The organism is Blattabacterium cuenoti BPAA (assembly GCF_000348805.1).
Classification (GTDB): domain Bacteria; phylum Bacteroidota; class Bacteroidia; order Flavobacteriales; family Blattabacteriaceae; genus Blattabacterium; species Blattabacterium cuenoti_B.
Window position 1 is genome coordinate 498,694 of sequence record NC_020510.1, and the last position, 25,320, is coordinate 524,013.

Genomic DNA, 25,320 nt, shown 5'->3' on the forward strand with positions numbered 1-25,320 from the left:
AATAAATAATGATTAAAACTTTTGATAAATTAGGATCTTTTTTAAGGGAAGTTAAAAATTTTTATTCATATGACAAGTATTTATCCAAACATTATAAAAAATTTTTTTCTTCTTTTCTAAAAATTATTCAAAGAATAACTATTGAAAATAATTGGTTTAGAATAGAGGATTTATTAATAACTTTTGATCAATGGGGAAAAACTCTTAAAAAGGAAAAGTTAGAATTTTGGATGAGTAAATATTCTTTCACAAAAAAAAAATCTAAAAAAGTTCTTGTTATTATGCCTGGAAATGTTCCAATGGTTGGATTTCATGATTTTTTGTGTGTGATTTTATCAGGACATAAAATCATAATTAAATTATCTGAAGAAGATAATTTATTACTTCCATTTTTATGTAAAATAATAATACATGAAAACCCCATGTTAAAAAATAAAATCAAATTTACAAATAACATTTTTTATGAAAAATTTGATTATGTAATAGCCACTGGAAATAATAATACATTCCGTTATTTTGAATATTATTTTAGAAAATATCCTGTTTTACTTAGAAAAAGTAGAACTTCTGTGGCTGTGTTACAAGGAAGGGAAACAGAAGAGGAATTAATTCTTTTAAATAAAGATATGTTAACTTATTCGGGAAGGGGATGTAGAAATGTAGGAAAAATATTTATTCCTCATGATTATAATGTTCATTGGATTTTAAAAAAATCATTTATATCCGAATATATTACAAAAAATTACAAGTATACAGATAATTATAAATATTATCTATCTATTTATACTATAAACAAAGTTTCTTTTCAAAAAAATCATTTCGTTCTTTTGAAAGAAGAAAAGAATTATCATAGTCCAATATCTGTAGTTTATTATGAATTTTATAATAATTTAAATCAGTTAAAAAAAGTAATTTTAGAAAACAGTAACGAGATACAATGTATTGTTTCTAAAAATTTCTTAGAAAAAGAAACACTTTTCGGAAAAACACAGTATCCAAAATTAGAAAACTATGCAGATGAAATCGATACAATTCAATTTTTAAATGGGTGATTTAATAATCAGCTGATCTTTGTTATCAAGATTCATTTTTTGATAGATCGTTCCTCCTATTTTAGGCGCTTCTAATCCACTTTTTAATATAATTTTACATATAAAAATCCGGCATTCATCCCAAAGATCTTCTTTGATAAAATTTTCTAAAGTTTCTTTTCCTCCTTCCACTATTAAGGATAAAAATTTTTTTTTATGCAAACAATCCAATATTTGATATATTATTTTTTTCTTAAAAGAAATTTGAACATATTCTATATTTTCTTGATTTTCTTTATTTTTATCTGTAAACACAATAGTATGTTGAGATCCATCTAAAATAAAATAAGAATCAGAAATACTCAATTTTTGATCAACAAAAATCCTAATAGGATTTTTACCAAACCATTTTCTAACATTTAGCTTTGGATTGTCATTTAATACAGTTTTTCTTCCTACCAAAATCCCATCTTCTTCAGACCTCCATTTATGATTTAGTTGTTTAGCATGTATTCCACTAATCCAATTGTATTTTTTTTTTTCTGAATATATAAAACCATCATCACTTTGTGCCCATTTTAATATAATATAAGGACGTTTTTTTTCATGAAAAGTAAAGAAACGTTTATTTAAAATTCTACATTGATCTATTAATACATTTTCTATAACTTCAACTCCATATTTTTTTAATTTTTTTATTCCTAATCCTTTCACTTTTTCACAAGGATCTTGTATTCCCACTACTACTCTTGGAATATTTTTTTTAATTATCAAATCAACACAAGGAGGGGTTTCTCCAAAATGAACACATGGTTCCAATGTAACATATAGAGTGCAATCAAAAAATAAGTATTTATTTTTGACATTATTAATAGCCATAAACTCGGCATGATACATTTCATTTTTATAATGATATCCTTCTGATAAAACAATTCCATTTCTCTCTATTACACATCCAACCATAGGATTGGGAGATGTAAATCCTAATCCGTTTTTAGCTAATTGTATAGCTCTTTTCATAAAAATTTCTTTATATCTCATGAATTTTATATTTCTTTCCATATTTTCCAGGATTCCTCAGCTTGAAGATAGAACATTTCTAACCCATTTTGGATCAAAGCCCCCTTTTCTTCTGCCTTTTTTAGAAACAAAGTTTTATTGGGATTGTAAACTAGGTCATAAAAATAATGTTCGGAGGAAACATATTGATAAGGTAAAGATGGACATGAATTTATATTGGGATATGTTCCTATAGGAGTGCAATTAATGATCATTTTGTATTTTTTCAATAAATTTTGATTTATATCTTCATAAACCAGAACTCCTCTATTTTTTTTTCTAGAAATATATTGATATGGAATTTTTAATTTGTCTAAAACAAATGAAATGGTTTTAGAAACCCCTCCAGTTCCTAAAATTAATGCTTTAAAATCTTTTTTATTTTTAATTCTTTTAAATTGTTTTTTAAAAGAACACTCAAAACCTAAAACATCTGTATTAAACCCAATTCTACATTTATTCGTAATTTTTACTACATTCACAGATCCTATAGATTTTGCTTCAGGCATAATTTGAGTAAGAAAAGGAATGATACTTGTTTTATAAGGAATAGTCACATTACATCCTTTCAAATAAGGATTTTGAAATATAAACGAGACATCTTCTATTTTTGGAATATCGAAAATTTCGTAATCTACATTGAAAATAGATTCCTGTTTGAATTTTTCAATAAAAAATTTTCTAGAAAAAGAATATTTAATATCCTTTCCTATCAGACCATAAATTCTTGTCTTTTCATGTTTCATAATAAAAAAATATGAAGTCTATTCTTCTCTTTTCGATTTCATACGTTCTCTATATTTTGCTCTCAATATTTCATTTCTTCTTCCTTCAGAAGGTTTTATATATTGTTGTCTTTCTCTAAACTCTTTTAAAATACGAGTTTTATCAAATTTTTTTTTACATTTTTTTAAAGCTTTATCAATAGATTCTCCTTCTCTAACAGTAGTAATTAAGATCATAAAAACTTAATAAATAATTTTTGTGGACACTATCGGATTTGAACCGATGACCTCTACTCTGTCAAAGTAGCGCTCTAAACCTACTGAGCTAAATGTCCTTTAAAATCAACAAAATTAAGTATTTTTTGATATATAATGGATTTATAATTTACTTTTATTATGTCCTGCAATATTCTAAAAAAATCTATAAAGTATTTAAAAGGATTGAGTTTAAAAAAAGCTTATTTATTCAATACTGAATTAAACCTTTATACATACGAGGATTTACTTTTTTTTTATCCTAAAGGATATATGCGTTTATCCGCAATAAAAAATATATCAGAATTGTCAAATCATGAGAATGATTTTGTAAAAATATTAGGTAAAATCACTAAGATTGAAGAAATAAACTATAAAAATAAAAAAGGAAAAATGTTAATAGCAGATCTTGAAGATGAAACAGGTTCTATTGAGTTAGTTTGGTTTCAAAAAAAGAATATATTAAAAAATATAACAAAAAATATTACAGTCATAGTTTTTGGAAAAGTTAAATATTTTCAAAATAAAATTCAAATTATTCATCCAAACATTAAAAAATTCTATTCTTCAGTAAAAAATTATTCTATATTTCCTGTATATCCTATTCCTAAAAATTTAAAAGAAAAAGGGGTGAATAATTTTTTCATGATTAATTTATTACAAAATCTTATAGAAGAGTTAAAAAATGATATAAATGAATTTTTTTTTCAAGATTTGATGAATAAAAAATTAATGTCGAGAAAAAAAGCTTTAATTCAAATTCATTTTCCAGAATCTTTAGATTCCTTATTAAAAGCGAAACATTCTTTAAAATTTGAAGAGTTATTCCTATTAAAACTATTTTTCCTATCTAAAAAAGGATTAGCACATAGTTATCCTTTTACAAAATTAGGAAAGAATTTTCATAATTTTTACAAAAATTTTCTACCTTTTACTTTAACAGAAGAACAAAAAAAAGTATTTAAGGAAATATGGAATGATTTGAAAAAACCCACTCAAATGAATCGATTATTACAAGGAGAAGTAGGATGTGGAAAAACCATCATAGCTATGTTATCAATGCTTGTTGCTTTAGATAATGGGTTTCAATCATGTTTGATGGCCCCTACTGAAGTTCTAGCCATACAACATTATTATTCTATAAAAAAAATGTTTTCTAAAATTGGAATTAAAATAGCCTTATTAACAAGTTCTATTTCTGATTCTATACGAAAATCTCTCTATCATGAAATATTAACAGGAAAAATCTCTATTTTAATAGGAACACATTCTTTAATTCAGGATAAAGTTCAATTTCAAAATTTGGGATTAGCAATAATAGATGAAGAACAACGTTTTGGAGTAGAACAGAGGGAAAAAATTTGGAAAAAAAATGAGAAAACTCCTCACATTTTAATTATGACAGCCACTCCTATTCCTAGGACATTAGCAAAGATTATTTATCATGATTTAAATATTTCTATCATAAAACAATTGCCTTTAGGAAGAATACCTATTAAAACTATTCATTTTTGGAATAAAAATAGAGATCAAGCTTTTAAAATTGTGAAAGATCAAATTTCAATAGGAAGACAAATTTATATTATATACCCCACTATAAATACTTCTTTGAAATACAAAAATTTAATGATAGGATACCAGGAAATTAGAGAAAAATTTCAAAATTTGAAAAATCAAATTGGAATTTTACATGGTGAAATGAATTTTCAAGAAAAAAATATACAAATGAATCGATTTTTACGTGGAGAAACCAAAATTCTAATAGCAACTACGGTTATAGAAGTAGGAGTAGACGTTCCTAACGCTTCAGTGATTTTAATAGAAAATGCAGATCTTTTTGGATTATCTCAATTGCATCAATTAAGAGGAAGAGTAGGAAGAGGGATACACCAAAGTTATTGCATTCTTATTACGGATCATAAAATCAGTGTAGAAGGTTTTTTTAGAATCAAAAAAATGTGTGAAACAAATAAAGGATTAGAAATAGCTAAAGAAGATCTGAAATTACGTGGTGGTGGAGACTTAATAGGAACTAAACAAAGTGGAAAAAATTATTTTCGTATAGTAAATCTGATAGAAGATTATAAATTAATAAAAGAAGTTTTTCCAATTGCTAAAATTTTTTTTCAAAAAAATCCTAATTTTTTAAATAATACAAAAAATATTTTTTATGAATACTATAAAAAAAATAAATGGAAAGTTTGTAAATAAATAAATAATGAATTCTCTAAATAGCTCTCAACGAAAAATTATCGAAACGATTAATGGGCCCATATTAGTTCTTGCTGGAGCAGGATCAGGAAAAACTCGTGTTATTACACACCGCATTGTTCATATGATTCAAAATATAGGAATATCTCCTTCTAATATATTGGCTTTAACTTTTACCAAAAAAGCTGCTAAAGAAATGAAAAATCGTATTTCTGACATGATGATGAATCAAACAGATTTTGATCAAATCACACTGGGGACTTTTCATTCTATATTTTCAAATATTCTAAGAGAAGAATCTCATTGGTTGGGATTTAAATCTAATTATACTATTTATGATCATAAAGATTCAGAAAATGTTATCAAACAAATATTACAAGATCTAAATCTTGATAGATCTTTGAATTATAAAGAGATCAAAAGAAAAATTTCTGAATACAAAAATAATTTGTATGGTTTATTCTATAAAAAAAAATTAATAAATCAGAAAGTGGAAGAATCTATTACTAAAATTTATAAATTTTATACAAAACGTTGTTTTCAAGCAAATGCATTAGATTTTGATGATATATTACTTCATACTAATTATTTATTTTTTTATTTTCCAAATGTGTTGAAAAAATATCAAAAAAAATTTAAATACATATTAATTGACGAATACCAGGATACTAATTTATCTCAAAATACTGTTATAAAAAATTTAGTTTCTCAACATAAAAATCTTTTTGTAGTAGGAGATGACGCTCAAAGTATTTATGGATTTCGTGGAGCTCATCTTTCAAATATTTTAAATTTTCATCTTGATTATAAGAATGCTAAAATCTTTCGTCTTGAACAAAACTATCGTTCTACTAACTATATTGTGCAAGCTTCTAACAATATTATTTCTTTTAATAAAAATCAAATTTTAAAAAAAATATGGACAAATAATGAAGAAGGAGAAAAAATAAAAATATATTGTGCTTCTTCTGAAGAAAAAGAAGCACAATATATTGCTTGTTCGATTCTTTCAATAAAAAGAAAAACAAATTTACAATTTGAAAATTTTGCTATTCTTTACAGAGCAAAGATTCAATCACATATTATAGAATACTCACTCAAAAAAAAAAATATACCATATCATATATATGGATCTATTTCGTTTGAAAATCGAAAAGAAATTCGAGATTTTTTAGCTTATCTTAGAGTGATTGTAAATCCAGATGATGAAGAGTCTTTATTACGTATTCTAAAAAAAAGAAATCAAAAAACAGTAAAAAATATATTAAGTTTATCTAAAAAAAAAGGAATTACAGTTTATAACATAATACAAAATATAGAAGATTATAAATCTTTATTAAGAATAAATAATAAAACAAAAAATAAATTTATAAGTTTAATTTTTACAATCGAAAAGTTACGTGTTAACGCAGAACAAGACAATGCATATGTCATAGCAAAAAATGTGATAAATTTCTTGACAAAAAAAAACTATTATAATTATAAAAATGAAGATTTTCAATCTATACTTGATTATGTATTTCAATATGTTAAAAAACAAAAAGAATTAAAAAATCATGGAGATACAAGTTTATTTGGTTTTTTACAATGTTTTTATTTGGAAATACATGAAGATATTAATCATCATAAAGAAAATAAAGTTTCATTGATGACAATTCATTTATCCAAAGGATTAGAATTTTCCATTGTTTTTATTGCAGGATTAGAAGAAAATTTGTTTCCATCAAAATCAAGTCTTTCAACCTCGTTCAAAATAGAAGAAGAACGTCGTTTATTTTATGTTGCTTTAACTCGAGCTCAAAAAAAAGCAGTACTCACTTATGCAAAACATAGATTTATATGGGGTAAAAAAAAAGAAAATACCCCTAGTCGTTTTATTCACGAAATGAATAGAAATTTCATTGATATAGAAAATCATCATAAAGATATATTAGAAAAAAAAAAAATTCATTCTTTGAATCATTTTCATCATGTGAATCATAATAAAAATTATGAAAATTCTAAATATTTAAAAATGAAAAAAGGAATCAAAGTTTTTCATAAAAATTTTGGATTAGGAATCATTGTAGAATTGCAAAATCAAAATCAAATAGCTTTAATAAAATTTCAACAATCAGGAGAAAAAAGAATTTTTCTAAAATTGGATAAACTTGTTATTTACTCATAACAACAATTTATGAATGATTCAAAAAAAATTAAATTAAATTTCTATTTTCAGAAAATAATTTGTTTTGTAGCGATTATTTTATTTTTCATAAAATTAATTACTTGGCATATTACTTCTTCACTTTCTATATTTAGTGATGCTATGGAAAGTTTGATTAATATCATTAGTGGTTTTATCGGTTTATGTAGCCTTTATATATCATCTTTGCCTAAAGATCAAAATCATCCATATGGACACGGTAAAATAGAATTTATTTCAACAGCCATAGAAGGTGTTTTAATTTCTATAGTAGGAGCTACTGTTTTTATAAATACTTTTATACGTATTAAATATAATATGCATGGAATTCTTTTATCAAGATTAGATTATGGAATTTTTTTAATGTCCTTTACTGGAATTATTAATTATTTTTTAGGATTTTTAGCCTGCAAAATAGGGCATAAAAATGGAGCTTTAACATTAATAGCTAGTGGAAAACATCTTCAAATCGATACTTATTCTACTTTTGGTATAGTTGTAGGGCTTATTTTATTGAATATTACTAAATGTATATGGATTGATCCTATTATTTCTATTATTTTTTCATCTTTAATCTTATATACAGGATTTAAATTATTAAGAAATGCTACAGCTGGAATTATGGATGAATCTGATAAAAAACTTTTAAGAAAATTGTCTTTTTATCTCAATAAAAATAGAGATGATCATTGGATTGATCTTCATCATTTAAAAATTATTAAATATGGGAGTGCATTGCATATCGATTGTCATTTAACTGTTCCATGGTTTTTTAATATAAAAGAAGCAAATCAAGAAGTGAAAAAATTAACTCAACTAACTAAAAATAAATTTGGATTTAAAGTAGAATTATCGGTTCACGTTGAAGCTTGTTCTAATAATCATTGTATATTTTGTTTTAATCATTCTTGTAAAGTAAGAAAAAACCTTTTTCAAAAAAAAATTCTTTGGACTTTAGATAAAACATCTTATTATAATAACAATACTTAAACTTTAAAATAGATAGATATTATGGAATACAACACTAATCGTTTCAAATTGGTGATACCAGAATATGGTAGAAATATTCATAAAATGATAGACTACGCCATACAAATAAAAAACAGAAAAAAAAGAAATCGTTGTGCATGGGGGATTATTAAATTAATGACGGGATATATTCATCCTAAATTTCAAAAGTCTATTTCTTATTTTCAACATAAATTATGGAATCAACTATTTATCATGTCTAAATATCAATTAGATATTGATACTCCTTTTCCTAAACCAAATACGAAAGAAACCTATAAAATGAGTTCTTGTAATAAAAAAGTAGTATATCCTAAATATTTAACTAATTTTAGATATTATGGTAAAATCATAAGAAATATGATTCATGCAGCAATACGTTGTAAAGATACGCAAAAGAAAGAAGGATTATTTTATGCTATTGCTAATACAATGAAAAAAAACTATCTAAGATGGAATAAGAGTATGGTGGAAGATGACGTCATATTTAAAGATTTAAAAAAACTTTCAAAAGGAAAAATATGTTTAATGAAAAATACAGATTCATTATTACAATGTTCTCATATTTTGAAATATAAAAAAAAAGAAAAATACTAAATAATAAAACATAATTTTTCAATCATTATAATGGAATGAGTATTTTTCAAATAAAAGGAGGATTTCCTTTAAAAGGAGAAATTCAACCACAAGGTGCTAAAAATGAATCTCTACAGGTATTATGTGCCGTATTATTAACTTCAGAAAAATTGAGAATTAAAAATATTCCAGAAATAGGAGATGTTAAATGTTTAATGCAAATTCTTAAAGATTTAGGAGTTTTAATAACAAAAAATGGAATTGGAGATTATACTTTTCAAGCAAAAAATATAAATACTGAATATTTAAATACAAAAAAATTCCGGGAGTATGGAAAATCTATCAGAGGATCAATTATGATTGCAGGCCCTTTACTTTCCAGATTTGGAAAAGTTTGTATTCCAATACCTGGAGGAGATAGGATAGGTAGACGACGTTTAGATGCTCATTTAACAGGATTAAAATTGTTAGGAAGTAGGATCCATTATCATAATGAATATAAATATTTTGACTTACAAATTCATAAAAACAGTTTGACTGGAGAATATATTTTAATGGAAGAAGCTTCTATTACAGGAACGGCTAATATCATTATGGCTGCCACTTTAGCTAAAGGAAAAACTACAATTTTTAATGCCGCTTGTGAACCTTATATTCAACAGTTATGCAAATTATTAAATAAAATGGGAGCCAAGATTAAAGGAATAGGATCTAATTTAATTAATATAATTGGAGTCAAAGAATTAGGAGGATGTGAACATCATACCATATTACCTGATATGGTAGAAATAGGTAGTTGGATAGGGTTGGCTGCTATTACTTGTTCTGAAATAAAAATTAAAAATGTTAGTTGGAAAAATTTAGGAATTGTTCCTTACACATTTCAGAAAATGGGTATAAAGTTAGAAAAGGACAAAGATAACATTTATATTCCATCCCAAAAATCTTATCAAATTAAAAAATCATTAAATAATGCAATATTAACAATATCTGATGCTCCATGGCCTGGATTAACTCCAGATCTATTAAGTATTTTAACTGTAGTAGCTACTCAAGCTAAAGGTAGTGTTTTAATTCATCAGAAAATGTTTGAAAGTAGACTATTTTTTGTAGATAAACTTATTGAAATGGGAGCTCAAATCATATTATGTGATCCTCATAGAGCTACTGTTATAGGATTAAATCATAAATCTCCTCTTAGAGGATCTATATTAAATTCTCCAGATATAAGAGCAGGTATATCTCTTCTTATAGCAGCTCTTTCTGCTAAAGGAACCAGTATTATTAAAAATATAGAACAAATAGATAGAGGATATGAAAATATAGACGAAAGATTACGGATTTTAGGGGCGGATATTCTAAGAATAACATGATAATTTTTTAATTAATCACAATAATCATAAGGATATATACTTTACTTCTATTCAAAAAAAAGTATATACACAATTTTTACTTTATTTTTTTTACATTTTTTATAAAAAAAACCTACCATTTTTTAAGTATATTCTATTTATCAAATCAACACAAAAATTCGTAATTTTAATTAAATCAAAATGTAATATCTTTTATTGAATGTTTGCAAACAAAAAATATCTCATTTTTTGTCATGTATGAAACATATGTTGTGTTTATTTCAAAATCATATAACTTTATGATCTCATCTAAATAGATAAATTGAATGAAAAAGATCAGAAAAAAAATTGAAGAACTATGGAAAAATTTGAATATATAACTAAAGAAGGATTAGAAAAATTACAAAAAGAAATCGAAAGATTGGAAAACATAGAAAGGCCGAAAATTTCCATGCAAATAGCGGAAGCTAGAGATAAAGGGGATTTATCAGAAAATGCAGAATATGATGCAATAAAAGAAGCTCAAGGTTTTTTAGAAATGAATATAGCTAAGTTAAAAAAAAAACTATCCAACTCACGGATCATAGATGGATCACAAATTAATAGAACTAGAGTTTCTATTCTTTCCACAGTAAGAGTCAAGAATTTAACCTACGGAGGAGAACAAATTTATACCTTAGTCCCAGAGGGAGAAGCAGATTTGAAATCAGGAAAAATATCTATAAATACTCCTATATCAACAGGATTACTTGGAAAACAAGTGGGAGAAATAGCCCATATTAAGTTACCTAATAAAATGATACTCGATTATGAAATTTTAGAAATAGCATTTAATGAATAATAAGAATATATTTCAAAAAATAATTCATAATGAAGTTTTAGCTTATAAAGTAGCAGAAGATTCTGATCATTTAGCTTTTTTAGATATTTATCCTATAAAAATAGGACATACTTTGGTTATACCAAAAAAAAGTAATAGAGATAAAATTTTTTCTCTATCGGAAAAAGAATTTATCTCTATTATGTCTTTTACAAGAAAAGTAGCTATAGGTATAGAAAAAATCATTCCTTGCAATCGTGTAGGTATATTTGTTATGGGTTTTGAAATTCCTCATGTTCATATTCATTTAATTCCTATGGACAAAGAAAGTGATGGAAATTTTTACAGAAAAAGAATGGATTTGTCTTCAAAAAATTTTCAAATCTTATCAGAAAAAATAAAAAGATCTATTTAAAATATATAAATCTTCGTTTACATTATACTGATATTCAATTTAATGATTCCAATGAAATAGAATTTTTAATCCTTTCATAGTATGAAGTTTATCTGTTATATGAATTTTCTTTGTTAAAGGGGTATATATATGAGCAAAACCTCCGGTAGCAATAACAAAACAATTTGTTTTCAATTCTTGATTAACCCTATGTATCAATCCTTCCACCATGCTTAAATATCCATATATGATTCCACTTTGAATACATGTTTCTGTGTACTGTCCTAATATACTAGAAGGTTTTTTTAATTTTATGTCTTTTGATAATTGAGCTGTATTTCCAATCAATGCATTTAAAGAACTATTGACTCCAGGGGCTATAATAACACCTTGAAGGCGACCACATTTATCTATACAGGTAAAACTTAATGCCGTTCCAAAATCTACTACTAGAAAATAAGTGGTGTTTTGATTTTTGTACAATGTATATGCGGCTATAGCATTAGCATATAAATCGGTACCTAATTGATGAGAATCATGTTTTATAGGAGAATCGGAATTTCTATCTACGATGATAGGTTTTATTTTATGTATTTCATATAAAGATTGTTTCACAACATTTGTGAGAGAAGGAACTACTGATCCAATGACAATATTTTGTATAAATTTGGAAAAAATACCATATTGGTGATATGTTTTTCTAAATATAAAAATATATTCATCTAGTGATCTATGTGGGGTACTACTTATGATCCAAGAATAATTACATTTTAAATTATAATTATTATCAAATATTCCAAAACGAAGACTGGAATTTCCAATATTTATTATTAATAACATGATTCACAATATTTTCATAATTTTTAAATAAAAACGTCTTTTAAGTCAGACAATTGTTTTATTTCAGAACATATTCATGACATGTTTTTATATAATCTCATAAAAATATATTTTATTTCATAAGTAATGACTAATATTTGTAAAAAAATAAATTCAAAAATAAAAGGACAAGGAATACCTATAGTATTATTGCATGGATTTATGGAAAATTTAGAAATATGGAATGATATATACAGTAATATTTCTACTAAAAAATATAAAGTTCTTTCAATAGACTTTCCAGGTCATGGAAAAAGTGTTTTCACATTAGAAAAAAAAAATACAGTTTTTACGATGGAAGAAGCTGCAGAAATTGTAAAAAAAATTGTAAAAAAAGAAAATATACAAAAAGCTGTTTTTGTAGGACATTCTATGGGTGGATATGTGGCTTTAGCTATGGCAGAAAAATATCCAGAAATGTTTTTAGGATTGTGTTTACTTCATTCTACAACGGAATCAGATACACTTGAAAAAAAGAAAAATCGCATTCAGTCTATTCAATTAGCAATCCATCATCATCCATTATTTATAACCACAAGTATAAAAAAATTATTTCATTATGAAAAATTATGTTCTTTACAAAACCAAATTGGTTTTGTAAAGAACATCGCTTCAAATACTCATATTCATAGTATTATTTCTTTTTTAAAAGGAATGTCAATTCGAAAAAATAGAACATTTTTACTAAAAAAAACTAAGTTTCCAAAACTATATATAGCTGGTTTATACGATCGAATTCTTGATATAAAAAGAATTTATGAAGAAACTAAAAATGGAAATCAAATATATTTTTTTGCAATTCCTACGGGTCATATGGGCCACATAGAAAAACCTAAAGAAATAATAAATATATTAGAGAATTTTATAGATTTTTCTATTCATGAAACATGAGTGGAATGAATAAAAAAAAATTACGTAAAAAATATTTACATATGAGAAAGTCTATTTCTAGAAAGGAAATTAGAAAAATGAGTTATGAAATTTTTTTTCAGCTAAAAAAAATGTTTTTTTTATGGAAAAAAACTTATTATCACATTTTTTTGCCCATACGGAAACATAAAGAAATAGATACATTTATCATAATCAATTTTTTACTAAGAATAGGGAAATATGTCACGGTGCCCTGTTCTAATTTTCAGAAATTATCTATAGAAAATTGTTTATTTCATGAAAATACTATATTAACAAAAAAAAAATATGGAATTTTAGAACCTATTCCTAGGCATAAATTTATTGTTTCAATTTCTCTTATTGAAGTAATATTTATTCCTTTATTAATATTTGATTTTAAAGGCTATCGAATTGGTTATGGAAAAGGTTTTTATGATAGATTTATTCCTTTATGCAAAAAAAATATTATTAAAATAGGGTTAAGTTTTTTTTATCCCATAAAAAAAATTCAAAACATACATAAAAACGATTTGTCAATCGATATAGGAATAACTCCTAACCAGATTTTTTTATTTAATAAAAAAAAACTTTGAGTATATCCCAAATAATGATCAACATCATAATAAAACTCATTACGAAAAAACCGTAAACAGTACAACGCTCAACAATTTCCTCATTTATTTTTTTTCTTGTTATCATTTCTATCATGATAAATAATAGATATCCACCATCTAATGATGGAATAGGAAATAAATTTAAAAAAGCTAACCAAATGGATAAAGTAGCAGTTAAAGTCCAAAAAATATCCCAATTCCATTTAGATGGAAATTCTCTAGCTATAGAAAAAAAACTACCTATCTGTTTATAAGCTTTGGTTTCTATATGAAAAACATTCTTCAAAAAAAAGATTTGATTTTTTAAAACATCCCAAGCTTTTTCTATTCCATGAGGGATACTCTCAAAAAAAGAATAACTCTTTTTTTCAAATAAAAAAATTTGATCTAAATCCATAAATTTTTTTAAATAAATTCCCAAAATTCCTTTTGGATCTAAAAAAATTTCTTTTTGAATAAGTTTTCCATTTCTGTTGATGGACATTAATATATTTTCATTTTTATGTTTTGACAATAAATCTTTCAACTGATCAGAAAAAAGAACAAATTCAGAATTAATAGCTAAGATTTCATCATTATTTCTTAATCCATATTTTTCAGCTTCAGAGTTTTTTACCACATAATTAATTATAGGAGGTACACGAGGTTGAATAAAAAAATTTAATTCTTTTCTATCAAAAAGAAATTTTTTTTTGTTATTATTTAATGATAATTTTACAATGTTCCCCATTCGATCTATAGTGATAGAATTTCCCAAAATAATGGCTTTAGGAATATCATTGAAGTAGGGAACATATTTTTCATTTACAAATAAAATTTTGTCTCCATTTTTCAATCCTATTTTCTCTCCCAAAGAATCAACTTCTATTCCGTATTTCACATTTTTTGTAGGAAGATAAGTTTCTCCATACTTAAACAATAAAAGAGTAAAAATTAAAAAGGATAACAATATATTGAAAAAAATTCCTCCAGAAATAATCAATAATCTTTTTATTGCTGATTTAGAACGAAATTCCCAATCTTTAGGTTGATTCTCTAGTTGATTATTATTCTCTTTATCATCCATCATCATTCCAGATATCTTAACATATCCTCCTAAAGGTAACCAACCTATTCCATAAATAGTATTCCCTATCTTTTTTTTTAATAGAGAAAACCAAGGATCAAAAAATAAAAAAAATCTTTCAACTCTGACTTTAAATACTTGAGCTACAATAAAATGACCTAGTTCATGAACAACAACCAATATAGAAATGCTAAGTAGTAATTGTATAGATCTAATTAAAATTGATGACATTTTTCAGATTTAAAAAATAAAAAAGATAAATTTAAACCTTTATTCCAAAATAAAATACATTTTGAATTTATCTAATCTTAAAAAAGGAGAAAAAGGAATTATTAAAGGATATAAAAATGATAACTTTCCCATAAAATTACTAGAATTAGGAATTTTACCTGGTGTAAAATTCGAAATACTTTTTGTTTCTATTTTTTGCGATCCATTATGTATAAGTTATGATCAATCTTGTTTAACTTTACGAAAAAAAGAAGCTGAAAACATCATCATAGAACCTCTTATTTAGAATTTGAAAATAAATAATGAAAAAAATTAAACTAGCGTTAGTTGGAAACCCAAATGTAGGTAAAACTTCTTTGTTCAATCAATTGACTGGACTTAATCAAAAAGTTGGAAATTATATAGGAGTTACAGTAGACAAAAAAATAGGATATTTTCATTATGAGAACACGTATTATCAAATTGTAGATCTTCCTGGAACTTATAGCATATATCCTTCATCTGAAGATGAAGAAGTAGTTTGCAGATTATTGCTAAGTAATCTAAATGATTTAGATTATCCAGATAAAATTATAGTAGTAGCAAATTCCTCGAATCTAAAAAAAAGCATTCTATTACTCAGACAAGTGCAAGATTTAGGATTTCCAGTCCTTTTTGCATTAAATATGCTTGATGAAGCAAAAAAAAAAGGCATATCCATTAACATAGAAAAATTAAAAAAATTTCTTATCACAGATATTGTATTGATTAACGCAAGAAAAGGAATAGGACTGAATGAAATGAAAAGAAAAATAAAAAAATTAAATCAAAAAACAAAAAAAAACTATTTTTTTTTCAATCCAGGTATATATTATTCTCTTGCTATTAATGACGTCAAAAACAATTACAAAGTAAGTACTTATCAAGCTTGGTACTATCTAGCTTATAACGCAAAATTTTTAAAAAAAGACTGTTTATTGAATAAAATCAAAAAGAAATATAACATTATCCCAAAAAGATTACAAATCAAGGAAACATTGGATAGATATGAAGAAATAGGAAAAATATTTTCAATAACAGTTTCCGAATTAATTTTGGATAAGGAAAAAAACTGTTTAGAATTTTCAAAAAAAATAGATAATTATTTAGTTTTACATCCTTTTTGGGGTTATTTTTTTTTTTTATTTATTTTGTTTTCCATTTTTCAATGTATTTTTTTTTGGGCAGAAATTCCTAAACAATTTGTAGAATTTTTTTTTTCTTTTCTTCAAAATAAATTAGACCACGTTTATCCTGGTCCCTTAAGTAATTTTTTTTTGCAAGGAATATTACCTGCAATCAGTACTATTCTCTCTTTTATTCCGCAAATTTCGATTTTGATATTTTTTCTTCTTCTTATGGAAGAAAGTGGATACATAAGCAGAGTTATATTTTTAATGGATCGAATCATGCGACCTTTTGGATTAAATGGAAAAAGTGTTGTTCCTCTTATTTCTAGCATAGCTTGCGCTATTCCCGCAATCATATCAGCTAGACATATAGAGAATCCAAGAGATCGATTAATTACTATTTTAGCAACTCCTTTTATAACCTGTTCTGCAAGATTACCTGTTTATACTTTAATTATATCTATAATTATACCGGACAAAAAATGGCATTTCATTCAATTAAGAGGAATAGTGCTATTATCTATGTATATTTTAGGAATTATATTTGCTTTTAGTGTATCCATCATTTTACATCAATTACTAAAAAAAAATTATCAAAGTCATCTTATAATGGAAATGCCTACTTATAAAATCCCTATATTGAAAAATGTATTAATTACTCTATGGATCAATCTTAAATCATTTATTATTAATGCAGGAAAAATAATTTTATTAATTAATATACTGATTTGGGTTTTGGGTTCTTTTGGTCCTTCAGAAAATTCATCAAATAAAAATTCAATCTTTATAATACAAAAAAAAGAATTGCCTCATTCTTATTTAGGCTTATTAGGGAAGAAAATGGAACCTATAATTCATCCATTAGGATACGATTGGAAAATCGGGATAGGGCTTCTATCATCTTTTGTAGCAAGAGAAGTTTTTGTTAGCACTATGGCTTCTGTATATAGCATAGAAGAAAAGGAAAATCTTTTAAAGGAAAAAATGAAAGGAGAAATATATCCTGAAACTAAAAAACCTATTTATAATTTAGCAACAGGATTTTCTTTATTATTTTTTTATGCATTTTCTATGCAATGTATGAGTACTTTATCCATAATAAGAAAAGAAACGAAATCTTGGAAATGGCCAATTCTACAATTTGTTTTTATGACTTTGTTAGCTTATATAGTTTCATTATTAACATATCAAATATTAAAAAAATAAATGTGTCAATACATCATAATAGGTTTGTTTTTTTTATATTCAATTTTTTGTTTATTGATAAAACTATTGAATTTTTTTTCTACAAAAAAATTTTTTTGTAGAAAAAAATGCAATTGTAAACTATAAAATTTTTATTTTATCAATAGAAGTATATATGGAATTTGTCAATACATCGGATAAAGATATTCCAGCTATTTTCAATTGTTTTGGAAAAATGCTTTCTTCTGAAAGACCTGGAATTGTATTTATTTCCAAAAAAAAAGGTTTTTCATTTACAATAATATATTCCGCTCTCGTGATTCCAGATAAATTTAGAAAATTATATACTTTTTTTGCTGTTTCCCGTATTTTATTTTCAATACTCGGAAACAATTTTGCCGGAGTGATTTCTTGAGATTTACCAGAATATTTTGATTCAAAATCAAAAAAATCATTTTGACTAATTATTTCTGTTATTGGTAAAACAATAATTTCATTTTTAAATGAAAAAACACCTACTGATACCTCCTTTCCTTCAAGAAAAGATTCGATAAGAATTTCTTCATCTTCTAAAAAAGCTTTTTGTACTGCGTTAAACAAATCTTTTTCTTCATAAACTTTACTTATTCCTAAACTAGATCCAGATCTATTAGGTTTCACAAAACAAGGAAGTCCTACTTTGTTTAAAATTTTTTTTTTACAAAAAACTTGATTCTTATTTAGGAAATAAGATTTTGCTGTATTAATTCCAAAATATTTCAATAAAGTTAAACAATACTTTTTATTAAAAGTAACATTTGCATGATGAAAATTACATCCTGTATAAGGAATTTTTAATAATTCAAAATAAGCTTGTAATATTCCGTCTTCTCCTGGAGTTCCATGTATGGCATTAAATACACAATCAAACTTGAGGTGATTCATTCCGGAAACAGTAAAATCTTGTTTATTGATAAAATATTCTTGATTTTTTTCATCTTTCATGAACCATTTATCTTTGAAAAGATAGATTCGATAAGGATCAAATTTTTTTCTACATAAATTTTCATAAACAACTTTTCCACTTTTTAGTGAAATCATAGATTCTTTTGAAAATCCTCCCATGACAACAGCTATTTTTTTCATGAATTATTTTTAATTTTATTGGTTTTTTCTTTATTAAGAATATTTCTAATTTATTTTTTTCATGAATTATTCAAAATATTTTGTAATATTCATCATAAATTTTTTAGTCTCTATATTGATTTTATATAAAATTACTCAATTGACATTAAAATGGGTAGATGTTTATACAAAACATGGGTCTTATGTTGTTGTTCCTGATTTGATAGGATTCAATTTACCTAAATCTATATCTATTTTGAAAAAATTAGGTCTAAAATACGATATAGACACATCACGTTATGATCCTAATTTTAAAATTAATCAAATCATTTCCTCTTCTCCAGAAGCTGGAGATTATGTTAAAGAAGGAAGACATGTATATATACAAGTTAACTCTAAATCATCCCAATCTATTTTACCTGATATTTTCAATAAAGAAAAAAGAATAGCAATAAAATTGCTTCATGCTAACCATATATCCGTTAAAGAAATCAGATATATTAATGATAGGAGAAAAGATCTCGTTTTAAAAGCTTTATATCAAAATAAATCTATCCAATTTGGATATAGATTTCCCTTTAATCAAGATGGAATTATTTTAATCCTTGGAAAAGGATATAAAAAAGATAATTTTTTAGTTCCCAATGTCATTGGAATGAGTTTATATTCAGCTATTTATACGTTAAAAAATCAATTATTTCATGTGATTAATTTTTACTATGATCATGCAATAACAAATCCTGATAAAAATGCAAAAGTATATCGTCAAAAACCTGATCCTGGAATAATTTATGATAAAAATAAACCTGTTGAACTTTGGTTAACTTCCAAAGAATTGTTAGATCAATTCATTCAAATAAAAGAAAAAGATTTAAAAAATGAAGAAAAAGATTTGAAAAATGAAAAAAAAGATTTGAAAAATGAAAAAAAAGATTTGAAAAATGAAAAAAAAGATTTGAAAAATGAAAAAAAAGATTTGAAAAATGAAAAAAAAGATTTGAAAAATGAAAAAAAAGATTTGAAAAATGAAAAAAAAGATTTGAAAAATGAAAAAAAAGATTTGAAAAATGAAAAAAAAGATTTGAAAAATGAAAAAAAAGATTTGAAAAATGAAAAAAAAGATTTGAAAAATGAAAAAAAAGATTTGAAAAATGAAAAAAATACAAATTGTTGTAAAAAAAAATCAAAAAGAAATTCGCATTGATAAGTTCTTGAAAAAGAATATAGAAAATATTAGCAGAAATCAAATTCAAAAATTGATGTTTTCAGAAAAAATTATCGTGAATCAACATATTGTAAAAAAAAATTATAGAATCCAACCTTTGGATTTGATAGAAATTCAATTTTCTAATATTCCTCCTATATTAGATCATTTAGAGTATAAAAATATTGTTGCAGAAAAAATAACCCTTGATATTCTTCATGAAGATGAAGATATCATTGTAGTTAACAAACCTGCAGGAATGGTAGTACATCCTGGATTTGGTCATAATAAAGGGACATTAATTCATGGAATCAAATATCATTTTCAAAACTCAAATTTGAAGAATTTTAATTTATATAGAAGTGGATTAGTTCATAGATTAGATAAAGATACATCAGGTTTATTAGTTGTAGCTAAAAATGAGTATTCTAAAAAATATTTATTTCAACAATTTCACTCTTCTAAAACAATTCAAAGAGAATATAGGGCTTTGATATGGGGGGATTTGCTTGAACAAAAAGGAATTATAACTGGGTTTATTGGAAGAGATCCTAAAAATAGAAAAAGAATGACCGTTTTTAGAACAAATGAATCTCACAAAGGAAAGTATTCTGTAACACATTATCAAGTGTTAGAACGATTTAAATATTTGACATATATTTCTTGCAATATAGAAACAGGAAAAACACATCAAATCAGAGCTCATTTCAAATATTTGGGACATCCATTGTTTCACGATTCTATTTATGGAGGACATAAAATTTTTATGAAAAAAAAATGTTCGAATCGAAATATAGAATTTTTGAAAACTTGTTTCAAGATCTTACCGAGACAAGCTTTACATGCTATATCTCTTTCTTTTATTCATCCAAAACATGAAAAATGTTATTTTTATTGTCCAATTCCTGAAGATTTTAAAATTGTTCTACAACAATGTAGAAAGATATTCTTATAATAAAGTACCATTCAAAAGAAAATAAGAGATAGAAAAATATATCATTAATCCAACAACATCCACTAATGTAGCAACAAAAGGAGCTGAAGAACTGGCTGGATTTCCTCTTAATTTTTTAATTATAAAAGGCAACATTGAACCACTTAATGTTCCCCATAATACAACTCCAATTAAGGATAAAAACACCGTAAGTCCTACTAATATCCAATGAGAACCATAATTAAATAAATGGATTTTATGCCAAGCTATTACACGTATAAAACCTGTTAATCCTAAGATACTCCCTAAAAAAAAACCGCAAATAATTTCTCTTTGCATCACAATCCACCAATCTTTTATCTTAACCTCTCCTAAAGCCATTGCTTGTATAATTAAACTTGCAGCTTGAGAACCACTATTTCCACCACTTGAAATAACTAAAGGAATGAATAAAGCAAGAACTACAGCTCTTTCTATGACACTTGAAAATTTTTGCATAACTGTTGTTGTTAACATTTCTCCTATGAATAATAAAATTAGCCATCCAGCTCTTTTTTTAATAAGTTTATATAAAGGAACGTTTAAATAAGATTGATTTAAAGCTTCCATTCCTCCTATTTTTTGAAAATCCCCTCTATAATTTTCATTTAAGACCCATAAAATATCATCTAAAGTTACAATTCCCAATAAAAAATTATGATCGTCTATAACTGGAAGCGAAATTCTATTACTCATAGTAAACATTTTAGTAGCTTCTTTCTCGGTATCCGTAATATTTAAAATTTCAGTAGTAGTATATTTACCATTTATTAAATCATATACTTTTGTATTAGGATCTACCAGTAAAAATTCTCGTATTTTTATATCATCTATTAATTTTCCTTTTTCGTTGATTATATAGACAATTTCTATAACATCACTATTTTTAACTTCCTTACGAATATAATCCAAAACTTCTTGTACACTCCACGTTTCTTGAATTGCAAGATAATATGGAATGATTAAACAACCTATACTGTTTTTAGGATATCCTAGAGATACTAAAATTTTACATTTTTCTTCTTTATTTAAATATTTTATTAAGTCTTTTAAAATATTTTTTGGAAGACTTTCTAAAAAAGAAATACGATCATCTACAGATAAATTATTTAATAATTCCATTTTCTTAATAGAAGACAAGTCTTTTATAATTTTTTTTTTTGTAGAAGAATCCAATATTTTAAAAATAGAAATTGCTTTACATAATTTTAACAAACTAAATATTTTTACAACATCATTAGGATTCTGATTAAGAATTTCTATTAATCTACTTATAGTTTGATTATTTATAAATTTATCGTTATTTAAATAATCTTGATCTTCATTAAACATTTCTTCTTTCTTTTTTGTGAAAATTTTTTTAGTATTATTAATAATTATAGTGATTGGATTTTCTCTTACAGGAAAGAAAAACAATTTCTATATTGTTCTGCAGAAATAAATTAAAATTACGTAATAAAATAATTATTGTAATATCATCATACATAGTCTAAAAAAAAAGAAAAATGGAATATAATTTTCGTGAAATAGAAAAACGTTGGCAAATATACTGGAAAAAACATAACATTTTTCATACAAAAGAAAACAAAAAAAGAAAATACTACATCTTAAATATGTTTCCTTATCCTTCTGGAACAGGTCTTCATGTAGGACATTGTTTAGGTTATATAGCATCAGATGTTTATGCAAGGTACAAACGAGCAAAAAAATACAATGTTTTAAATCCCATAGGATTTGATTCTTTTGGACTTCCTGCAGAACAATATGCGATTCAAACTGGAAAACATCCTTACGATACAACTCTCGAAAATTCACGTATATATAAAAAACAAATAAATAAAATAGGACTTTCTTTTGATTGGGATAGAGAACTATATACTAGCAATCCTAATTATTATCGTTGGACTCAATGGATGTTTATTCAAATTTTTAATTCTTGGTACGATAAAAACAGTGAAAAAGCTAAACCTATAAGTATTTTAATTAAAGAATTTAATAAAAATGGAAATAAATTCGTTAACGCAAACACTACATCAAATTATAAATTTGATTCAAAAACATGGAAACAATTTAGTTTCTACAAAAAAGAATCTGTTCTTTTAGATTATAGATTAGCTTTTTTATGTAAAAATACAGTAAATTGGTGTCCAGATTTAGGAACAGTGTTAGCTAATGATGAAATAAAAAATGGAAAAAGTGAAAGAGGAGGATATCCAGTTTACCAAAAAAAAATGTTACAATGGCATATAAGAATTAGTGCATATGCAGAAAGACTCATTAAAGGATTAAACTTTATTAAGTGTTCTCAATCTTTAAAAAAATTACAATATAATTGGATAGGAAAATCAACAGGGATTTCTGTTTTATTAAAAGTAATTACTCCTGTTGAGGAGATTCATCAAATTGAATTGTTTACTTCTCATCCAGAAATGATATTTGGAATGACTTTCATCATATTATCTCCAAATCATCCACTTTCAGTTAAAATATCATTACCCCATAAAAATGGATTAACATCTTTTTCCAAAGAATTTTCTATAAATGAAAATACAAAAAATATATATGGAATTTTTACAGGAAATTATGTTTTTCATCCTTTTTTTCCTAAAAAAAGGATTCCCATTTATATCAGTAATTTTATTTCTGTAAATCAAAAAACCCAATCTGTTATCGGAATACCTGGACATGAAGAAAAAAGTAAAAAATTTGCCAAAAAATTTGGTATAGAAATCATTAAAATTTTAGATTTTAATAAAAAGTGTATTAATTCTAATTTTTTAAATGGATTAACCCGTAAACAAGCAAAAGAAAAAATCATTAAAATTTTAGTCAAGAATAAAATAGGTTCACTTAAAACAAGTTATAAAATTCGTGATGCTATTTTTTCCAGACAAAGATATTGGGGCGAACCCATTCCTATTTATTTTAAAAATAAAATTCCAAAAACAATTCCAGTCGATAAATTGCCTCTCATTCTTCCAGAAATAGACAATTTTCATCCTAAAGATGGAAAACCTCCATTAGTTAGAGCCAAAAACTGGGCTTGGGATGAAAAAGATATGAAGATTGTTCCTAATATTTTGATTGATCATAAAAATGTATTTCCAATAGAAACTAGTACTATGCCGAGTTGGGCCGGTTCAAGTTGGTATTTTCTTAGATATATGGATGTACATAACAATCAATTTTTTATAGATAAAAAAAAAGAAAATTATTGGAAAAATGTAGACTTATATATTGGTGGATCTGAACATAGTACAGGTCATTTGATTTATGCTAGATTTTGGCATAAATTTTTGTTAGATAGAGGATGGATAACAACTGAAGAACCTTTCAAAAAAATATTGAATCAAGGAATGATCTTGAGTTATTCTGCAATCATAATCAAAGTGATAGGAGAAAACATTTTTTTATCTTATGGATTAAAAAATAAAAAACACGCATATTTTTCTTTTCAAGAAATATATGTGGATCTTTCTTTAATTAAAGAAAACAATGAATTAAATATTCATAAGTTTAAAAAATGTAGACCTGAATTTTATTCATCTGTTTTTATTTTAGAAAGAGGGGCCTTTTTTTGTAAAAGAAAATTGGAAAAAATGTCAAAATCAAAATATAATGTAATAAATCCTGATGATATTTATGATAAATATGGATCAGATACATTTCGTTTGTATGAAATGTTTTTGGGTCCTATTAATCAATCTAAACCTTGGGATGAAAAAAAAATAAATGGAATAAAAAATTTTTTAATTAAATTTTGGTGTTTATTTCATAAAAATAAAACTTTTCAAGTCAGTGAAACAAATCCAACATTCCAAGAATTGGAATTTTTGCATAGTTCCATAAAAAAAATACAAAATAAAATAAAATCTTTTTCTTGGAATACTTCTATTAGTTTGTTAATGATTATGACGAATCAATTGACTCTATTAAAATGTAATAAAAGAAAAATACTAGAGCCTTTAGTTCAATTGATTGCTCCATTTGCTCCTCATATATCCGAAGAATTATGGTATAAACTGGGGAAAAAAAAATCTGTTTTATTTTACGATTTTCCAGTTTTTAATCCAAAATATATAGTAAAAAAGGAAATAACATATCCGATTATGTTTAATGGAAAATTAAAATTTTTAGAAAAGTTTGATTCTAACACTCCCATAGAAAAAATAAAAAATAAAATCTTAAATCATCCTAAAACAAAATTTTTTTTGAAAGAAAAAACTTTACAAAAGTTAATTTTAATTCCTAAAAAAATAATAAATATTTTAATTAAATAAATTTTTTAAAATGACTTTCTTGATATTCTAATATTTCAATCCATTTTAACACAAATTGAAATTTGTCTATAAAACGTAGATTTGTACTCTATAATGTAGCATTCACTTTTATATTTTTTTTCATTCTAT

The 25,320-nt window shown here is 24.7% G+C and carries 22 protein-coding genes and 1 tRNA gene; 15 read left to right on the forward strand and 8 right to left on the reverse strand.

Annotated elements, in window-relative coordinates:
• Positions 1-8: 8 nt before the first annotated feature.
• Entirely contained in the window at positions 9-1,052 is a 1,044-nt protein-coding gene (locus BPAA_RS02440; RefSeq protein ID WP_015430080.1) for an acyl-CoA reductase, read from the forward strand.
• Here BPAA_RS02440 and ribD read toward each other — a convergent pair.
• The 4 genes from ribD to BPAA_RS02460 all read right to left on the reverse strand — a co-directional run bounded on the left by ribD (position 1,041) and on the right by BPAA_RS02460 (position 3,150).
• Positions 1,041-2,072, reverse strand: a complete 1,032-nt coding sequence (ribD, locus tag BPAA_RS02445; RefSeq protein WP_015430081.1) for a bifunctional diaminohydroxyphosphoribosylaminopyrimidine deaminase/5-amino-6-(5-phosphoribosylamino)uracil reductase RibD — start codon at positions 2,070-2,072, stop codon at positions 1,041-1,043. The genes BPAA_RS02440 and ribD overlap by 12 nt on opposite strands.
• A 5-nt stretch (positions 2,073-2,077) precedes the next feature.
• Entirely contained in the window at positions 2,078-2,836 is a 759-nt protein-coding gene (locus BPAA_RS02450) for a shikimate dehydrogenase family protein (RefSeq protein WP_015430082.1), read from the reverse strand.
• 18 nt (positions 2,837-2,854) lie between these two features.
• Positions 2,855-3,052: a 30S ribosomal protein S21 gene (rpsU, locus tag BPAA_RS02455; protein WP_015430083.1), complete on the reverse strand. Its 198-nt coding sequence runs from the start codon at positions 3,050-3,052 to the stop codon at positions 2,855-2,857.
• Between the two features lie 23 nt (positions 3,053-3,075).
• Positions 3,076-3,150: transfer RNA gene (locus tag BPAA_RS02460), tRNA-Val, on the reverse strand.
• A gap of 61 nt (positions 3,151-3,211) precedes the next feature.
• Here BPAA_RS02460 and recG point away from each other — a divergent pair.
• The 7 genes from recG to BPAA_RS02495 all read left to right on the forward strand — a co-directional run bounded on the left by recG (position 3,212) and on the right by BPAA_RS02495 (position 11,637).
• Positions 3,212-5,281 (forward strand): ATP-dependent DNA helicase RecG, encoded by a 2,070-nt coding sequence (gene recG / locus BPAA_RS02465; RefSeq protein ID WP_015430084.1) that lies wholly within the window; start codon positions 3,212-3,214, stop codon positions 5,279-5,281.
• Between the two features lie 7 nt (positions 5,282-5,288).
• Complete coding sequence (locus BPAA_RS02470) at positions 5,289-7,448, forward strand: ATP-dependent helicase (RefSeq protein WP_015430085.1); 2,160 nt, start codon at positions 5,289-5,291, stop codon at positions 7,446-7,448.
• Positions 7,449-7,457: 9 nt separating this feature from the next.
• Positions 7,458-8,456 carry a cation diffusion facilitator family transporter gene (locus BPAA_RS02475; RefSeq protein WP_015430086.1) on the forward strand — a complete coding sequence of 333 codons (999 nt, stop codon included), beginning with the start codon at positions 7,458-7,460 and terminating at the stop codon, positions 8,454-8,456.
• 21 nt (positions 8,457-8,477) lie between these two features.
• Positions 8,478-9,071, forward strand: a complete 594-nt coding sequence (locus BPAA_RS02480) for a DUF4290 domain-containing protein (protein WP_015430087.1) — start codon at positions 8,478-8,480, stop codon at positions 9,069-9,071.
• Between the two features lie 35 nt (positions 9,072-9,106).
• Positions 9,107-10,423: a UDP-N-acetylglucosamine 1-carboxyvinyltransferase gene (gene murA, locus BPAA_RS02485; RefSeq protein ID WP_015430088.1), complete on the forward strand. Its 1,317-nt coding sequence runs from the start codon at positions 9,107-9,109 to the stop codon at positions 10,421-10,423.
• A 337-nt stretch (positions 10,424-10,760) separates the two neighbouring features.
• Positions 10,761-11,243 (forward strand): transcription elongation factor GreA, encoded by a 483-nt coding sequence (gene greA / locus BPAA_RS02490; RefSeq protein WP_015430089.1) that lies wholly within the window; start codon positions 10,761-10,763, stop codon positions 11,241-11,243.
• Positions 11,236-11,637: an HIT family protein gene (locus tag BPAA_RS02495; RefSeq protein ID WP_015430090.1), complete on the forward strand. Its 402-nt coding sequence runs from the start codon at positions 11,236-11,238 to the stop codon at positions 11,635-11,637. Before greA ends, BPAA_RS02495 begins: the two co-directional genes overlap by 8 nt.
• Before the next feature lie 39 nt (positions 11,638-11,676).
• Here BPAA_RS02495 and BPAA_RS02500 read toward each other — a convergent pair whose 3' ends face one another.
• Complete coding sequence (locus tag BPAA_RS02500) at positions 11,677-12,456, reverse strand: type III pantothenate kinase (protein WP_015430091.1); 780 nt, start codon at positions 12,454-12,456, stop codon at positions 11,677-11,679.
• 126 nt (positions 12,457-12,582) lie between these two features.
• Here BPAA_RS02500 and BPAA_RS02505 point away from each other — a divergent pair, with 126 nt between their 5' ends.
• Together BPAA_RS02505 and BPAA_RS02510 are read left to right on the forward strand one after the other, a co-directional pair.
• On the forward strand, positions 12,583-13,386 hold the full coding sequence (locus BPAA_RS02505) for an alpha/beta fold hydrolase (RefSeq protein ID WP_015430092.1): 804 nt from the start codon (positions 12,583-12,585) through the stop codon (positions 13,384-13,386).
• A gap of 5 nt (positions 13,387-13,391) precedes the next feature.
• A complete protein-coding gene (locus tag BPAA_RS02510) occupies positions 13,392-13,979 on the forward strand; it encodes a 5-formyltetrahydrofolate cyclo-ligase (RefSeq protein ID WP_041178717.1) in 588 nt (195 codons plus the stop codon).
• Here BPAA_RS02510 and rseP read toward each other — a convergent pair.
• The gene (rseP, locus tag BPAA_RS02515; protein WP_015430094.1) at positions 13,960-15,297 is read right to left on the reverse strand and encodes an RIP metalloprotease RseP; all 1,338 of its coding nucleotides are present in this window, start codon (positions 15,295-15,297) and stop codon (positions 13,960-13,962) included. The two genes, BPAA_RS02510 and rseP, sit on opposite strands and share 20 nt — an antisense overlap.
• 61 nt (positions 15,298-15,358) lie before the next feature.
• Between rseP and BPAA_RS02520 the strand changes: the two genes are divergently transcribed.
• Positions 15,359-15,583 (forward strand): FeoA family protein, encoded by a 225-nt coding sequence (locus BPAA_RS02520; protein WP_015430095.1) that lies wholly within the window; start codon positions 15,359-15,361, stop codon positions 15,581-15,583.
• Positions 15,584-15,599: 16 nt separating this feature from the next.
• On the forward strand, positions 15,600-17,651 hold the full coding sequence (gene feoB, locus BPAA_RS02525) for a ferrous iron transport protein B (RefSeq protein WP_015430096.1): 2,052 nt from the start codon (positions 15,600-15,602) through the stop codon (positions 17,649-17,651).
• A 120-nt stretch (positions 17,652-17,771) separates the two neighbouring features.
• Here the strand turns inward: feoB and BPAA_RS02530 are convergent, their stop codons facing one another.
• Positions 17,772-18,755, reverse strand: coding sequence for a D-alanine--D-alanine ligase (locus tag BPAA_RS02530; RefSeq protein WP_015430097.1), 984 nt, complete (start codon positions 18,753-18,755; stop codon positions 17,772-17,774).
• A gap of 61 nt (positions 18,756-18,816) precedes the next feature.
• Between BPAA_RS02530 and BPAA_RS02535 the strand changes: the two genes are divergently transcribed.
• Together BPAA_RS02535 and BPAA_RS02540 are read left to right on the forward strand one after the other, a co-directional pair.
• Positions 18,817-19,938, forward strand: a complete 1,122-nt coding sequence (locus BPAA_RS02535) for a PASTA domain-containing protein (protein WP_023469961.1) — start codon at positions 18,817-18,819, stop codon at positions 19,936-19,938.
• Entirely contained in the window at positions 19,886-20,893 is a 1,008-nt protein-coding gene (locus BPAA_RS02540; protein WP_015430099.1) for an RluA family pseudouridine synthase, read from the forward strand. The genes BPAA_RS02535 and BPAA_RS02540 overlap by 53 nt, the downstream gene beginning before the upstream one ends.
• Here BPAA_RS02540 and mgtE read toward each other — a convergent pair.
• Positions 20,888-22,327 (reverse strand): magnesium transporter, encoded by a 1,440-nt coding sequence (mgtE, locus tag BPAA_RS02545; RefSeq protein WP_015430100.1) that lies wholly within the window; start codon positions 22,325-22,327, stop codon positions 20,888-20,890. The genes BPAA_RS02540 and mgtE overlap by 6 nt on opposite strands.
• Positions 22,328-22,416: 89 nt before the next feature.
• Between mgtE and leuS the strand changes: the two genes are divergently transcribed.
• On the forward strand, positions 22,417-25,191 hold the full coding sequence (gene leuS, locus BPAA_RS02550; RefSeq protein WP_015430101.1) for a leucine--tRNA ligase: 2,775 nt from the start codon (positions 22,417-22,419) through the stop codon (positions 25,189-25,191).
• The last annotated feature ends 129 nt before the right edge of the window (positions 25,192-25,320 follow it).